The organism is Rhizobium sp. AN68, assembly GCF_030758035.1.
Classification (GTDB): domain Bacteria; phylum Pseudomonadota; class Alphaproteobacteria; order Rhizobiales; family Rhizobiaceae; genus Agrobacterium; species Agrobacterium tumefaciens.
In genome coordinates, this window is record NZ_JARWMI010000003.1 from 503,538 (window position 1) to 518,046 (window position 14,509).

Annotated in this window: 8 protein-coding genes, 1 tRNA gene and 1 pseudogene; 7 read left to right on the forward strand and 3 right to left on the reverse strand. The window is 59.2% G+C overall.

Going from position 1 to position 14,509, the window contains the following annotated elements; all coding sequences use genetic code 11:
• The first annotated feature begins 57 nt into the window (after positions 1-57).
• The 4 genes from RBH71_RS15475 (at position 58) to RBH71_RS15490 (ending at position 4,229) form a co-directional block, all read left to right on the forward strand.
• Positions 58-1,155, forward strand: coding sequence for a polyamine ABC transporter substrate-binding protein (locus tag RBH71_RS15475; RefSeq protein WP_323687408.1), 1,098 nt, complete (start codon positions 58-60; stop codon positions 1,153-1,155).
• A 179-nt stretch (positions 1,156-1,334) separates the two neighbouring features.
• A complete protein-coding gene (locus RBH71_RS15480) occupies positions 1,335-2,492 on the forward strand; it encodes an ABC transporter ATP-binding protein (protein WP_003515155.1) in 1,158 nt (385 codons plus the stop codon).
• Between the two features lie 11 nt (positions 2,493-2,503).
• Positions 2,504-3,412 (forward strand): ABC transporter permease subunit, encoded by a 909-nt coding sequence (locus RBH71_RS15485; protein WP_003515156.1) that lies wholly within the window; start codon positions 2,504-2,506, stop codon positions 3,410-3,412.
• Positions 3,413-3,416: 4 nt separating this feature from the next.
• Positions 3,417-4,229: an ABC transporter permease gene (locus tag RBH71_RS15490; protein WP_003515157.1), complete on the forward strand. Its 813-nt coding sequence runs from the start codon at positions 3,417-3,419 to the stop codon at positions 4,227-4,229.
• Between the two features lie 311 nt (positions 4,230-4,540).
• Here the strand turns inward: RBH71_RS15490 and RBH71_RS15495 are convergent, their stop codons facing one another.
• Together RBH71_RS15495 and RBH71_RS15500 are read right to left on the reverse strand one after the other, a co-directional pair.
• Complete coding sequence (locus tag RBH71_RS15495) at positions 4,541-6,199, reverse strand: ABC transporter permease (protein ID WP_003515158.1); 1,659 nt, start codon at positions 6,197-6,199, stop codon at positions 4,541-4,543.
• Between the two features lie 85 nt (positions 6,200-6,284).
• Positions 6,285-10,030, reverse strand: a pseudogene (locus RBH71_RS15500) (ATP-binding protein).
• A gap of 361 nt (positions 10,031-10,391) precedes the next feature.
• Here RBH71_RS15500 and RBH71_RS15505 point away from each other — a divergent pair.
• The 3 genes from RBH71_RS15505 (at position 10,392) to RBH71_RS15515 (ending at position 13,003) form a co-directional block, all read left to right on the forward strand.
• Positions 10,392-10,468: transfer RNA gene (locus tag RBH71_RS15505), tRNA-His, on the forward strand.
• Between the two features lie 166 nt (positions 10,469-10,634).
• Entirely contained in the window at positions 10,635-12,266 is a 1,632-nt protein-coding gene (locus tag RBH71_RS15510; RefSeq protein ID WP_003515160.1) for a Ppx/GppA phosphatase family protein, read from the forward strand.
• Positions 12,263-13,003, forward strand: a complete 741-nt coding sequence (locus tag RBH71_RS15515; RefSeq protein ID WP_003515161.1) for an RlmE family RNA methyltransferase — start codon at positions 12,263-12,265, stop codon at positions 13,001-13,003. Before RBH71_RS15510 ends, RBH71_RS15515 begins: the two co-directional genes overlap by 4 nt.
• Here the strand turns inward: RBH71_RS15515 and RBH71_RS15520 are convergent, their stop codons facing one another.
• A complete protein-coding gene (locus tag RBH71_RS15520; RefSeq protein WP_003515163.1) occupies positions 13,004-14,401 on the reverse strand; it encodes an MDR family MFS transporter in 1,398 nt (465 codons plus the stop codon). It abuts the gene before it with no gap.
• Positions 14,402-14,509 lie beyond the last annotated feature (108 nt).

Sequence of the window (14,509 nt, forward strand, 5' to 3'; positions counted from 1 at the left end):
TCTCACTAAAAAAGGGGATCACGCTTCCGTCACGAGGATGCGTTAACAGGAGAAATCATGAAAAACCGTTCGCTCCGTTTCACTTTGGCTCTCACGACGGCGCTCGTTGCTGCAGGCTCGGCAATGGCCCAGGAGAAGGTCGTTCACGTCTTTAACTGGTCGGATTATATCGACGGATCGATCCTTACCGATTTCACCAAGGAAACCGGCATCAAGGTCGTTTACGATGTATTCGACAGCAACGAACTCGTGGAAACGAAGCTTCTGGCCGGCAGCTCCGGCTACGACGTGGTGGTGCCGACTGGCCCCTTCCTCGCCCGCCAGATCAATGCCGGTGTTTTCCAGAAACTCGACAAGTCCAAGTTGCCGAATCTGAAGAACATGTGGCCGGATGTCTCCGAGCGTCTGGCGAAATACGACCCCGGCAACGAGTATGCCGTGAACTACATGTGGGGCACAACAGGCATCGGCTATAACGTCGCCAAGGTGAAGGCGGCTCTCGGTGATGTTCCGGTCGACAGCTGGGATATTCTCTTTAAGCCGGAAAATGCCGAAAAGCTGAAATCCTGTGGCATCAATATTCTCGATGCATCGGACGAGACCTTCGCCATCGCGATGAATTACCTCGGCAAGAACCCGGACAGCAAGGAAACGGCCGATCTGGAAGCGGGCGGTGCCGTCTATTCGAAGATCCGTCCCTTCGTGAAGACCTTCAACTCCTCCGCCTATATCGACGAGCTGGCAAATGGCGACAGCTGCATCACGATCGGCTGGTCGGGTGACATTCTTCAGGCGAAAAAGCGTGCCGAAGAAGCCAAGAACGGCGTCGAGGTGAACTACGTCATCCCGAAGGAAGGCACCTATATGTGGTTCGACAACCTTGCCATCCCGGCGGATGCCAAGAATGTCGAGGAAGCTCACACCTTCATAAACTACCTGATGCGGCCGGAAGTCATCGCCAAGGCGTCCAACTATGTTCAGTATGCGAACGGCAACCTTGCCTCGCAGGCGCTGATGGATCCGTCGGTTGCCAAGAACCCGGCGGTCTACCCCAATGCCGAGACGATGAAGAAGCTCTTCACCATCTCACCCTACGGACCGAAGGAACAGCGTGTCTTGAACCGTGTCTGGACGCAGATAAAGACCGGTAGCTGATAGCTCCGCGCGCTGGTTGAGAAACGGCCGGCGGGCCTGTTTCTCTGATACCTTGCCGGCAGGTCACGCAACCTGCCGGCGCTGCCCGCCTCATGGCATCGGACCGAAAAGTGTGACGCGGTTTTCGGGAAATCCGATGCTCAAATCTACAAAATCAACGGGATTTGAGGGTAGGGTGAATGGCGAAAACTCTGGGGCCGGTCAAACGCAAATTTAGCCCTTGGGACAATCCCGATGCGGTTCCCTTCATCCGTTTTGAAAACGTCACCAAGCGGTTTGGCGATTTCGTCGCCGTCGATAATCTGACGCTCGATATTTACGAACGGGAGTTCTTTTCGCTGCTCGGTCCTTCCGGCTGCGGCAAGACCACGCTGATGCGCATGCTGGCCGGTTTCGAGGAACCGACCAATGGGCGTATTCTCCTCCAGGGCAAGGATATTTCCGGCGTGCCGCCCTACAAGCGCCCGACCAATATGATGTTTCAGTCCTACGCCCTTTTCCCGCATATGTCGGTGGAGAAGAACATTGCCTTTGGTCTGGAGCAGGACGGTCTGCCCAAGGCAGAAGTATCCTCGCGGGTCGAGGAAATGCTGCGGCTCGTCAAGCTCAGCGAGTTTGCCAAGCGCAAGCCGAGCCAGCTTTCGGGCGGCCAGCGGCAGCGCGTGGCGCTTGCCCGCTCGCTTGCCAAGCGGCCGAAGGTGCTTTTGCTGGATGAACCGCTCGGTGCGCTCGACAAGAAGCTGCGCGAGGAAACCCAATTCGAGCTGATGGACATCCAGACCAATCTCGGCCTCACCTTCTTGATCGTCACCCATGACCAGGAAGAGGCAATGACGGTGTCGGACCGGATCGCGGTCATGGACAAGGGCATTGTGGTGCAGGTGGCAACGCCTGCCGAAATCTACGAGGCGCCGAACAGCCGTTACGTGGCGGATTTCATCGGCGACATCAATATTTTCGACGCCAATGTCGTCACTAACGCGTCCGATATCGGCAAGCCGGGACTGGTGACACTCGATTGCGACGGGCTGACAGTTGCCGTGGAGCAGGAATGTGCCGCTGTCACCGGAAGCCGGGTGGCTTTCGCCATCCGCCCGGAAAAGGTCCGCATCTCGCTCGATCAACCCACCGACAGCGCCGTCAATTCCGCTTATGGCGAAGTCTGGGATATCGGCTATCTCGGTGACTTCTCGGTGTTCATCGTCAAGCTTGCCGATGGCCGTGTCATCCGTGCAGCGCAGGCGAATGTCTCGCGTCTCGTGGATCGCCCGATCACCTTTGGCGATATGGTGTGGTTGAACTGGAAACAGGATTCCGGTCTTGTGCTAACGCACTGAGGGAGGCTTTTATGGCGATCACCACTCCTGAAAACCGGCAAAGTCCCTGGCGATGGCTGGTCGTCGCGGTTCCCTATTTCTGGCTGATGCTGTTTTTTGCAGCGCCCTTTTTCATCATTTTCAAAATATCGCTTTCGGATACGGCGATATCCATGCCGCCCTATACGCCAGTCTTCGAAGGGTTTTCGAAGCTTGGCGCATTCTTCTCGCAGCTGGATTTCGAAAACTACCTGTTTCTGACGGAAGACCCGCTCTACATCGACGCCTATCTCTCGTCGCTGCGCATCGCATTCATCTCCACCTTCCTGCTGTTGCTGATCGGTTATCCCATGGCTCTTGCCATGGCGCGTTCGCCGTCATCCATCCGCCCGACGCTGGTGATGCTGGTCATCCTGCCGTTCTGGACCTCGTTCCTGATCCGCGTTTACGCCTGGATCGGTATTCTGAAGCCCGAAGGTCTGCTGACGGTGCTGTTCCAATGGCTCGGTTTTCTGGGGCCGGACCAGCAGGTCAATATCTTCCGCACCGAGACGGCGATCTTCATCGGAATCGTCTATTCCTATCTGCCGTTCATGGTGCTGCCGCTTTATTCGGCGCTGGAAAAATTCGACAATACGCTTCTGGAAGCGGCGGCCGATCTGGGTTGCCCGCCCTGGAAAGCCTTCTGGAAGATTACCTTCCCGCTGTCGCTTCCGGGCGTGGTGGCCGGGTCGATGATCTGTTTCATCCCGATAACCGGCGAATTCGTCATTCCCGATCTGCTTGGCGGTGCGCAGACGCTGATGATCGGCAAGACGCTCTGGACGGAATTCTTCGGCAACCGCGACTGGCCCCTGGCATCCGCCGTTGCGGTGCTGCTTCTACTGTTGCTGGTGGTGCCCATCGCCATCTTCCAGAACCAGCAGAAGAAAGTCGGGTGAGGCCATGAAACGCGGAAAATTCGACATCACCGTCCTGACCCTCGGTTTTGCCTTTCTCTATATCCCGATCATCATCCTGATCGTTTATTCCTTCAATGCCTCGAAGCTGGTCACCGTCTGGGGCGGATTTTCGCTGCAATGGTACAAGTCCATGTGGTCGAACCAGGGGCTGATGGATGCAGCCTGGGTGACGCTTCGTGTCGGTATTTTGAGCGCCACCATCGGCACCATCCTCGGAACGCTGGCGGCGCTGTCTCTGACGCGCTTTGCGCGCTTTCCGGGACGCGTGCTGTTTTCGGGCATGATCTATGCGCCGCTCGTCATGCCGGAGGTCATTACCGGTCTGTCGCTGCTGCTGCTGTTCGTGGCCGTCGGGGTGGATCGTGGCTTCTGGACGGTAGTCATCGCCCACACCACCTTCACCATGTGTTATGTGGCAATCGTCGTGCAGTCGCGTCTGTTGACCTTTGATCGCAGCCTCGAGGAAGCAGCGCTCGATCTCGGTTGCCCGCCGGTCAAGACCTTCTTCAAAATTACCCTGCCGCTGATCTTCCCGGCCGTCATCGCCGGCTGGATGCTAGCGTTTACGCTGTCGCTCGATGATCTAGTGATCGCAAGTTTCGCCACTGGTCCAGGTGCGACGACGCTGCCGATCAAGATTTATTCGCAGGTTCGTCTCGGTGTCACACCTGAGATCAACGCCATCTGCACGATCCTTATCGGGCTTGTCACAATCGGCGTGATTGTCGCTTCCATCGCCTCCAAACGCACGGAACTCCAGCGGATGAAGGACGAACACGCAGCCGCGCGCAACTGATCGAATATTCCTCTCCGATTTCTACGCGTTACTGTTGAGGCGTCGATAAAATTAGAAACCTGTAATTTAGTTTTTGACTTTTACGGTCTCAAAATAGGAATTATCGTCGGTAATTGATCGATTTTGGTTTTAACCGCTTGTTAATAGGAGTTGGCGGAAAGTAAATCCCAACGCAGGGCTGTCAAATTTTCGATAGCCGGGATTGATAATTTCCATATGGCGAGGTTGTCCCCCTTTCTCTCGTTAAAAAAGCACAACTAATACAGGCGGCCGAGAGGCCGCCTTTCTTTTTGCCGCCATGCGGGTTGCCTTCAGCGGTTTTCCGGATGATCCATCGATTTCGACACGAGAAGCACGGGGATAAGCCCGGCAATGATGATGATGATCGCCGGCACGGCGGCATCCTGCACCCTTGAGCGGGACGCGTCTTCATAGACCAGCGTGGCGAGTGTGTTGAAGCCGAAGGGCCGCAGCAGGATCGTCGCCGGCAGCTCCTTCATGGATTCGATCAGTACCAGAAGAAAGGCTGTCAGCGCCGCAGGCCGCATATTCGGCAGCAGCACCTTGAACAGTGTCTGCAACCGGTTGCGCCCAAGCGTTCGCGAGGCCATGTCGATATGCGGCGAGAGCTTCTGGAACCCGGCATCAAGCGTTCCCTCCGCCATGGTCATGAAGCGCACCGAATGGGCGTAGATGATGGCAAAGGCAGTGCCTGACAGCAGCAGGCCGCTCGAAAATCCGAAATGGGAGCGGACAAACCCGTCGACGTGATTGTCGAGACCGGCCAGGGGAATGAGCACGCCGATGGCGAGCACCGTTCCCGGCACGCCATATCCCATGGAGCCAAGTCGCGCGGCCACCTTTGACGTGCGCGAGCGCTCGGTGCGGATGGCATAGGAAAATACGAAAGCCGCAATCAGGGTGACGAAGGCGGCGGAAAGCGAGACCTCGAGACTGTGACCGAGTGCTTTCAGCAGCTTCGGCGCAAACAGCGCATCCAGCCTTTTTGCGGCGTAACCGCCAAGAACGATGACGGGAATGAGGAAACCACTCGCCACAGGAGCGACGCAGAAGAGGCTTGCAGACCAGCGCCGCCAGCCGCGAAGGCTTTTCAACCGGTGGCGTTGCGCCATGGTCGTGGCTTTTGGAGCGGCAAAGCGCTGTTTTTCGCGGGCGTTGCGTTCGATGAAGATCAACGCGCCAACGATGAGCAGAATGACGGCGGCGATCTGTGTGGCATTGGCAAGATTGCCGCGATTGAGCCAGGTCTCGTAAATCGTGAAAGTCAGCGTCTGGACACCGAGATATTCGACAGCGCCAATATCGTTCAGCGTTTCCATCAGGACCAGCGAAAGACCGATGGCGATCGCCGGCCGCGCCATCGGCAATTGAACGGAAAAGAATACGCCAAGCGGTTTCGCACCAAGCGTGCGCGCAGCTTCGGCCGCAAACCGTCCCTGCATGGAAAAGGCGGCGCGGGCCGAGAGATAGACATAAGGGTAAAGCACCGAACTCAGAACCACCACGGCGCCGCCAAGCGAGCGTACGTCCGGAAACCAGTAGTCGCGGATGCTGTGATAGCCGAAGACGGCGCGAAGGGCGCTTTGTACCGGGCCGGTGAAATCCAGGAACTCGCCGAAAGCATAGGCTGCCAGATACGAAGGAATGGCGAGCGGCAGGACAAGTGCCGCCGACAATACCCGCCGCAAAGGGAATTCGAATGTGGTGACGAGCCAGGCGCAGACAATGCCGAAGAATGCCGTCGTTGCGGCCGTCATCGCCAGCAGCAGTAAGGTTCGAAACCCGGCGCGCGGCAGAACATTGGCTAGAAGGTGTTGCCATCCTTCCGTGCTGCCGGTCAGCGCCAGCCAGAAGACCGCCAGAACAGGCATGGCGGCGATGGCTGCGACGATGACCGCCGTGATGGGCAACAATGAAACGCGTCTTGTTGCCGGAATGGAAACCGTCATGGAAAAGCCAGCCTGCTGTCCTGCGAAAGCCTCAACCGGCTGTCCGTTTAGCCGGCGGTTCCCGCATTGCTACGCCCGCATGGCCTCAGTTGGCAAGAACCCGCTGCGACGGAAAGGTAATTTCCACCAGCGTTCCCTCGTTCGGTGTCGAGGTGATGGAGAAGTTCGCGCGGTTGGCGTCCACCATCGCCTTGGTCAAGGGAAGGCCGAGCCCGGTGCCATCGCCGCGCACGCGCTTGCCCGATGACGCCACCTGCCGGAACGGCTTCATGGCCTGTTCCAGCTCAGCCCGGGTCATGCCGATGCCGGTATCGCGGATACGCAGCGCGACGCTGCCATTGGCCTCATAGGCGGTGGAAACCACGATCTGGCCGCCTGATGGCGTGAAGCGGATGGCGTTCGACAGGATGTTGAGCACGATCTGCTTGATCGAGCGCAGGTCGGCAACGATCTGTGGAACGGATTGCGAAAGCGCCGTGCGGATGATGACACGCTGATTGTTGGCCTGCGGTTGCACCAGCGAGACCGCCTCGGCCACCGTCTCGTTCAGCGGAACCGCGATGAAATCGACATCCATCTGCCCGGCTTCGATCTTGGAGATGTCGAGGAGGTCGTTGACGATATCGAGCACATGCCGGCCCGAACGTCCGATATCATTGGAATACTCCACATAACGCGGATGACCGATTGGCCCGAAACGCTCGGTCGCCATCATGTCCGCAAAGCCGATGATGGCGTTGAGAGGCGTGCGGATTTCGTGGCTGACACGCGCAAGAAAATCGGTCTTGTGCGCATTGGCGGTTTCCGCCGCGCGCTTGGCGTTGCGTAACTCTTCTTCCGTGCGCTTCCACTGGGTGATGTCACGGATGACCACGCAATAGCCGTGCGAGGATTTGAGTCGCCCGATCGTCATGAACAGCGGCAGAAAACCGCCGGATGCCTCGCGGCCGATCACCTCGCGGCCATCGTTCAGCACGCTGGCGACACCGTTATTGGCAAGGCCGGAAAGATAGTCCAGCACCGCGCGCTGGCTCTCATGCGCAAACAGGGTGACGAAGGGTTTTCCTGCGATTTCGCCATTGTCGTAGTTGAATAGCGCACTGGCGGAGCGATTGAGCGAACGGATTTCGCCGTCGTCTCCCAAAAGCACCACGCCATCCGTTGCCGTTTCCAGAATGGAATGCAGTTCTTCGACTTCGCCCTGCAATACGGAAACGCTGCCTGCGTCGGCATTCGCGGTTTCCGCCGCTGACGTATTCTCGTTGGCTGCCGTAACCGGTGCCTGCTTTTCTTCCAGCGGAACCAGCGACAGCATCAGCGCCTTGGTGTCTTCCCAGCGGATGGATTGCAGCCGTGCCTTGACCGGAATGATGTCATTTTCGGCGCTGACGACGACCATGCCGCCTTCGTTATCAGGCATATCCTCAAGCTCCTGCCGTTGCAGCAGGGCTTCCAGTCCACCGACCTCGTCCAATTCATCAAGAGAGCCGTAGCCCGTCAGCCGCAGGAAATCCGGATTGGCATGGATCAGCCTGTCACCGGCATGCACCAGCAGTGCCACGGGCATCTGGTCCAGCGTTTCGGCGCTCAGCGCATCGGCGGGTCGCAGCGGTGGGCTAACCATCGCAGCGGCGATATCGGCCGCCGGTACCACCTCGGTGAAGGCGACTGTCTTTTCTTCGATGTGGATTTCATCGGCAGGCTTGTTCGTGGCCGCAGGACGTTCGCCGCGAACATAGTCCGCGAAGAGATCGTCTTCCTCAGCCGGTTCTGCGGCATTAACGTCTTCTTCCAGCACGGGCGGCAGGTCCACCTGTGTTACCGCGTCGATATCGTCTTGGATGTGCTGTGCAGCCGGATCGGTAGAAGGAGCGTCTTCTTCCGCCTTCGGGCCTTCGTCTGAAACGGCATCTACGGGTGCCAGCGTCCGGCCGATTTCGCGGAAGGCGGCCTGCTCGCCTGCGGTCAGGCCCTCGCGGGAGCGCCAGCGGCGCTCTTCCAGATGGACTACTTTGTCGGAGTAGGTTGGCTCCGGCTCTGGTTCCGGGGTCGGTACGATTTCCAAGGCCGGCACTTCGAATTCCGGCGGGCTGTAATCGTGGGGCCGCTCTTCGTCCGAAATCTCGGCTGGCGCATCTTCAGCGGCCGGGGTTTCCTCATCGAGCTCATCGAGAAAAGCCAGCAATTCCTCGTCTTCATCCTCGGCAGCCGGCTGCGGCAAAACCTCGGTTTGAAGGATGTCTTCGCCGTGCAGGAAGGTGAGGCCGGTGGCGTGCGGATCCTCTGCGGCATCGGCCAGCCGCACGATGCCGAAACCACGGAAACCGTCAAATTCGCGCGAGCGCGTATAGGTGGGAAGGGCGGCGAGATCGATCGGCACCATCAGGGACGTGCCTTCGACTGGCCAATAGATCGTCTTGCCAGACCAGGTATCACGGCGGCCGAGAAGCTCGCGATCTTGCCTTCCGGATCGAGATTGAACAGTGCCGCCACATCGGCAAAACTCATGCCTTCGACAGCTGCCGCCTTCGCGCCCACAGCCTCCGCAAATTCGTGCGAGATCGAGCTGAAGCGGCCCTCGGCATCGATTTTCCAGACGAAACGGGATGCACGCGCACCGGCGTTGAAGACAAAAGGCCGGGGTTCGTCGGTCGGTTCCACGGCCGCTGGGGCATCCTCTTCAACTGGTGCAGCGTCCTGCGCCGCTATTGTTTCAGCGACCTCATCTTCCGCCTTTGCGCGCTCCGCATCCGGGGCCTGTTCGGTATGGTCTTCGCTGGAAGCCTGGCCAGTTGCCGGAACCTCTGCCTCATCCGCATCCAGTTCGAAGAGATCGGCAATATCGTCCGTCATCGCCGCATTCGCAGCCGTATCGGCATCCTCCAGCGGGACATCCGCCGGAGCATCCGTTTCTTCTTCTGCTGCAAGCAATGGCAGGACGGTTTCCTCATCCTGTTCCACCGTCACTTCGTCTTCGACGTCGGAAGGCAGTTCCGGCACGTCCTCCACATCTTCTATCCCAGCGACGGCGTCGAGCACGGAATCGAACGAGGCAGCCGTCGCGGCAACAGGCGCGGTCTCGGCAACCGGCAAAGCCGGTTGGGCGGCGGCCGGTGCTTCCTGCGGCTTGTCTTCGGCAAAGCCGTTAACGGGATCGAGCGTCCCGAGCGCGGTTTCGACCACGAACAACAGATTGAGTTCTGGCGATGTCGTGATCTGGCCGGCGGCGGCGGGCATGTAACCCTTGCCGGTCGGCACGGGCCGTTTGACGAGGTGGCCAGCCTGACCTGCGGCCATCCTAACCAGCGTCTTTGCCGTATGCGGCGTGATGCCGAGCGACGCAAACTTGGCCGAAGCGGCAACGACCTCGTTATCGCCATTGATGACAGCGATATGGATATCGGGATCGTCAAAGCCTTCAATCATGCGCCTTGCGCATTCCGCCGTGTCAGGTGCGGCCTGATCGGTGAGGGCGGAAAACAGAATAGCAGGCTGGCCCGGTTCGGCCTCGATGATTTCCGCCTTGGCGGTAACGGCAAGGCTGCGGAAGCCGGCATTGATACGAATGGTAAACGGCAGGCTGTCGCCCGTCTTCGAAAGACGCGCCGCCGTCGCGGCCAGCTGCCGGAAGGTCACGTCCTGCCGTTTAGGCCCCTGTTCCAGAAAATCATAGACCATCGGCGTGCCGAACAGCGCTGCACCGCGCCCATTGGCCCAGAGCGCGCTCTGAAGATCGAGCGAGAACAAAGCCATCGCCTCGCCGCGCCCGAAACCTTCGCGCACCCGTTCATGCACTGCGATATCGATAAAGGGATACTGGACGGCGGGCATGTCGAAACCTATTCTGGCACTACCGGACCTTGCGAGGCTTTCGGCTTCCTCATGAAGCTGAAACGTAAACCCGCTGAGGCACCACGTTAACAGAATTTTAAATAACTTCACAGGGCGGCGCGGTCCACCGCCGCCTGAATGAATCGCCAAATAGAGTTAACATGAACAGGCCCGGCGAGACCCGTTCTGGCCCCGTTCCAGATTGCAAGCGGTAGACCCGGCTATCGACTGTTGCCAGCTCTGGCGCCATGAAAACCGCTTGCCTTTCCAAGCCTTTTTTCGCAAAATTCGCTGAAGGACTTGCAAATAGCGAAAACACCTTTTATGTCACCCCCCGTGGCGCCGGTTCGGCGTTTGATGTGCGGTTGTAGCTCAGTTGGTTAGAGCGCAGGTTTGTGGCACCTGAGGTCGGAGGTTCGAGACCCCCCAACCGTACCATCTCCAATTTCCTAAAATTCCTGAAAATCATTACAGCGATTTCAAACCCGATTTGGGTTATCGCAAACGCATGTCTTTGCTGCGCGTCGACTGTGCGGTTTCCTCGCTTCCAAAAACCATTTGGCTAAAATCTCTTGCGCTGGTATTGTCCGCCCAACGAAACCTTATGAAAGCCAGCAGCATAGCGTCTACGCTTGTGCGCGGCGAAATGGACAAGACAGTGATCGACCCCGGAAACGGCCCAAAGCCGTCGGAACAAGGGGCGTCGGTGGCAAACAAAGGGAAAGCGAAGCGATCCCGTCGTGGCAAGAAAAACAGGCGTGACGGTAAACCCCGTGACGTTGCTGTGCTGTCGCATGATGTTGCCGCGGATGTTCCGGCCGGTTCCCCCTATGTATCGGCTCTCGAGCCGGATGCCGAACCGCGCAAAAGAAAGCGGCGTCGGCGTTCCCGTGGCAAAGGCACCTCCCATCAGACGCCGCCTGCTGCCAGTGAACAGCCAGAGGCTGTCGTCGCAACGGATGCCACCAATCCATCCTCCGTGCCGCCTGCCGGTGGTCGCAAGTCGCGTAACCGCAAGCGGGCTCACCGTGATCCGCGCAGCCGCGATCCGCAGGGTCGCCCGCTGGTTCCCTCCCATGCGCCCCGACATGTTGGCAAGCAGAACGGTCGCGCCAATGGGACGGCTCAGGAACCGCACCGGCAACAATCCGAAATGTCCGCCCGTCACGGCGCCCGCCATCAAGAGCATGGCTCCGAATTCGCAACGGACATGTATGCGGCGCTCGATCTTGGAACCAATAATTGCCGACTGCTGATCGCGCAGCCGACACGGCCCGGCCAGTTCCGGGTCGTCGATGCCTTTTCGCGCATCGTCCGGCTGGGCGAGGGGCTGGTATCGACCGGCCGTCTTTCAGACGATGCCATGGATCGCGCGGTGGAGGCTCTCAAGGTCTGCTCCTCGAAACTTGCTGGACGCCCGATCAGGCGTATGCGCCTCATCGCCACCGAAGCTTGCCGGGCAGCAACCAATGGCGAGGAGTTTCTGGAGCGGGTTACCCGGGAAACCGGGCTCAAGCTTGAGATCATCAGCCGCGAGACGGAAGCGCGTCTCGCCGTTTCGGGTTGCGCCTCGCTGGTCGGGCGTGAAGCCCGTTCGGTGGTGCTGTTCGATATAGGCGGCGGATCGTCGGAAATCGCGGTCATCAAGGTCGGCGAAAACCGTTCCAACCGGCTCGCCAACCACATCACCCACTGGACATCGTTGCCGGTCGGCGTTGTTACCCTCTCGGAACGCCATGGCGGCCGCGATGTGACGCCGGATGTGTTTGCCGCCATGGTGCGGGAAGTCGAAGGGCTGCTGGATGCCTTCCAGTGCCCGCCTCTGGCGCCGCTTGCGCATCACGAGGATTTTCACCTGATCGGAACCTCGGGTACGGTGACGACGCTTGCGGGCGTTCACCTCGACCTGCCGCGCTACGATCGCCGCAAGGTGGATGGCCTCTGGCTTTCAGATACCGAGGTGACGGCGATGCAGGACAAGCTTCTGGCATGGGATTTTGCCGGCCGCGCCGCCAATGCCTGCATCGGTCCTGACAGGGCCGATCTGGTTCTGGCCGGCTGCGCCATCCTCGAGGCCATTCGCCGTCGCTGGCCGGCGCGGCGCATGCGTGTGGCCGATCGCGGGCTGCGCGAAGGCCTGTTGACGGATATGATGGCGGATGACGGCGCATGGCGGCGTAACCGGATAAGGCGCATGCAGATGGCACGGCAGGACAGAACGGAAGGTTTGACATGAGCAAGGCGCCCACAAGCACCAATCGCACCGGCCGAAAGATCGGTCAGAAGGTCAAGAAGACCAAGCTCAAGGCCTCATCGCGCCGCTGGCTGGAACGTCATATCAACGACCCCTATGTGCAGCGCGCCAAGCTTGAAGGCTATCGCGCCCGCGCCGCCTTCAAGCTTCTGGAAATCAACGACAAGCACCAGATCCTGAAGGGTGCCACCCGCATCATCGACCTTGGTGCGGCACCCGGAAGCTGGTCGCAGATCGCTTCTAAGGTTACCGATTCCACCGAGGATGATATCCGCGTCGCCGCTATCGATTTTCTCGAAATTGATCCCATCCCCGGCGTGAAGATCCTGCAGCTCGACTTCCTCGATCCGACCGCACCGGACCAGTTGATGGAGGCCGTTGGCGGCACGCCGGATCTGGTACTGTCCGACATGGCCGCACCAACCACGGGCCACCAGAAGACGGACCACATCCGCACCATGCATCTGTGCGAAGTCGCGGCCGATTTCGCGGTTCAGGTGCTGGCGGAAGGCGGCCATTTCCTCGCCAAGACCTTCCAGGGCGGCACGGAAAAGGCATTGCTCGACATGCTGAAGAAGAACTTCAAGCAGGTCCTGCATATCAAGCCGGCGTCCTCGCGCTCGGAATCGGTCGAAATGTTCCTGCTCGCCAAGCATTTCAAGGGCCGGACCGCCGAAACGCAGTCCGTTATGCACGTGGATGAGGCGGACGAAGACTAATCATTCTGCCGGTTGCGAGACCTTGCCGCGGTGGCCGGAAACGGCCGCGCCCGCTTGCGCGTCCATGCGGATGATCGGCACGATTGCAAACAGCGAAACGAGCGCCACGATGGTGAAGGCAACGTGGAAATCGGCGAGCTGCAGATGCGAGCCGGATAACATGCTGCTGACTTCCAGGATGGCGGCTGCGAAAGCCACGCCGAGCGCAAGGCTGATCTGTTGCAGCACGGATGCCATCGAAGTTGCCTGACTTGCCTGGCTGTCGTCTATATCGGAATAGCTGAGCGCGTTGGATCCAGTAAAGAAGAAGGAACGGGCAAAGCCCGCCGTGACCAGGCAGATCATGATAAGTGGGTAAGGCGTTTCCGGCGTGAAGAAGCTGTTGGCGAGCGTCGTGAAGGCACCGACGATGCCGGCTCCGATCAGCGTTGATCTGAACCCCGTTGCGGCAAAGACCCGCTTGGCCATGAATTTCGTGGTGATCGCGCCGATTGCCCCGGCAAAGGTGATCATGCCTGATTGAAACGGGTTGAGCCCGAAACCGATCTGCAACATCAACGGCATCAGGAAGGGAATCGCGCCCGTGGAAATGCGGAAGGCGGTGCCGCCAACGGTGGCCGCCCGGAATGTCGGGTTGCGGAAAATGCGGAAATCCAGAATGGGAGCAGGATGGTTTGCCGCGTGGCGCACATAAAGAAAGCCGCAGATGAAACCGATGACCGTCGAGGCGATGCCGATGGCGGGCGGCAGTGCCGGAAGGCTGACGACCGACACGCCGAAAACCACGCCCGATGCTGCAAGACCGGATAACACGAAACCCTTGCCGTCCATCGGTGGCGGATTGGTGGTCTCGATTTCCGGCAGGAAGATCGTCGACAGCCAGATGCCGATAACGCCTATGGGCACGTTGATGAGGAAAATCCAGTGCCATGAAAAATAGGTGGTGATGAAGCCGCCGATCGGCGGGCCGGTCAGAGGCCCGACAAGTGCCGGTATCGTCAAAAGCGCCATGGCGGAAACCAGCTCGCTGCGTTGCGTCGTCCGCAGGAGGACGAGGCGGCCAACGGGCGTCATCATCGCCCCGCCCATGCCTTGCAGGAAGCGCGAAACGACGAATTCGAATACCGATGACGAGACTGCGCAGCAGATCGAACCGACGACGAAGACGCCGATGGCGAAACGGAAGATTTTCTTCGCGCCGTATTTGTCGGCCATCCAGCCGCTGATCGGAATGAAAATCGCCAGCGACACCATATAGGCCGTCAGTGCGAGCTTGAGCGTGATCGGACCCACGTGGAGATCGGCCGCGATGGCCGGAAGCGATGTGGCGATGACGGTGGAGTCCATCTGCTCCATGAAGAGAGCGACTGCCAGGATCAGGGGAATGATGCGGTTCATGAGGCTGCCTGCGGCTCTCCGCTGCGACAATGGTATCGCAGTTCCTCCTACGCCTGATGGGCGGACTTGCCAACACGTTAATTATCAATTTCTGAAGTTCCGATCAAA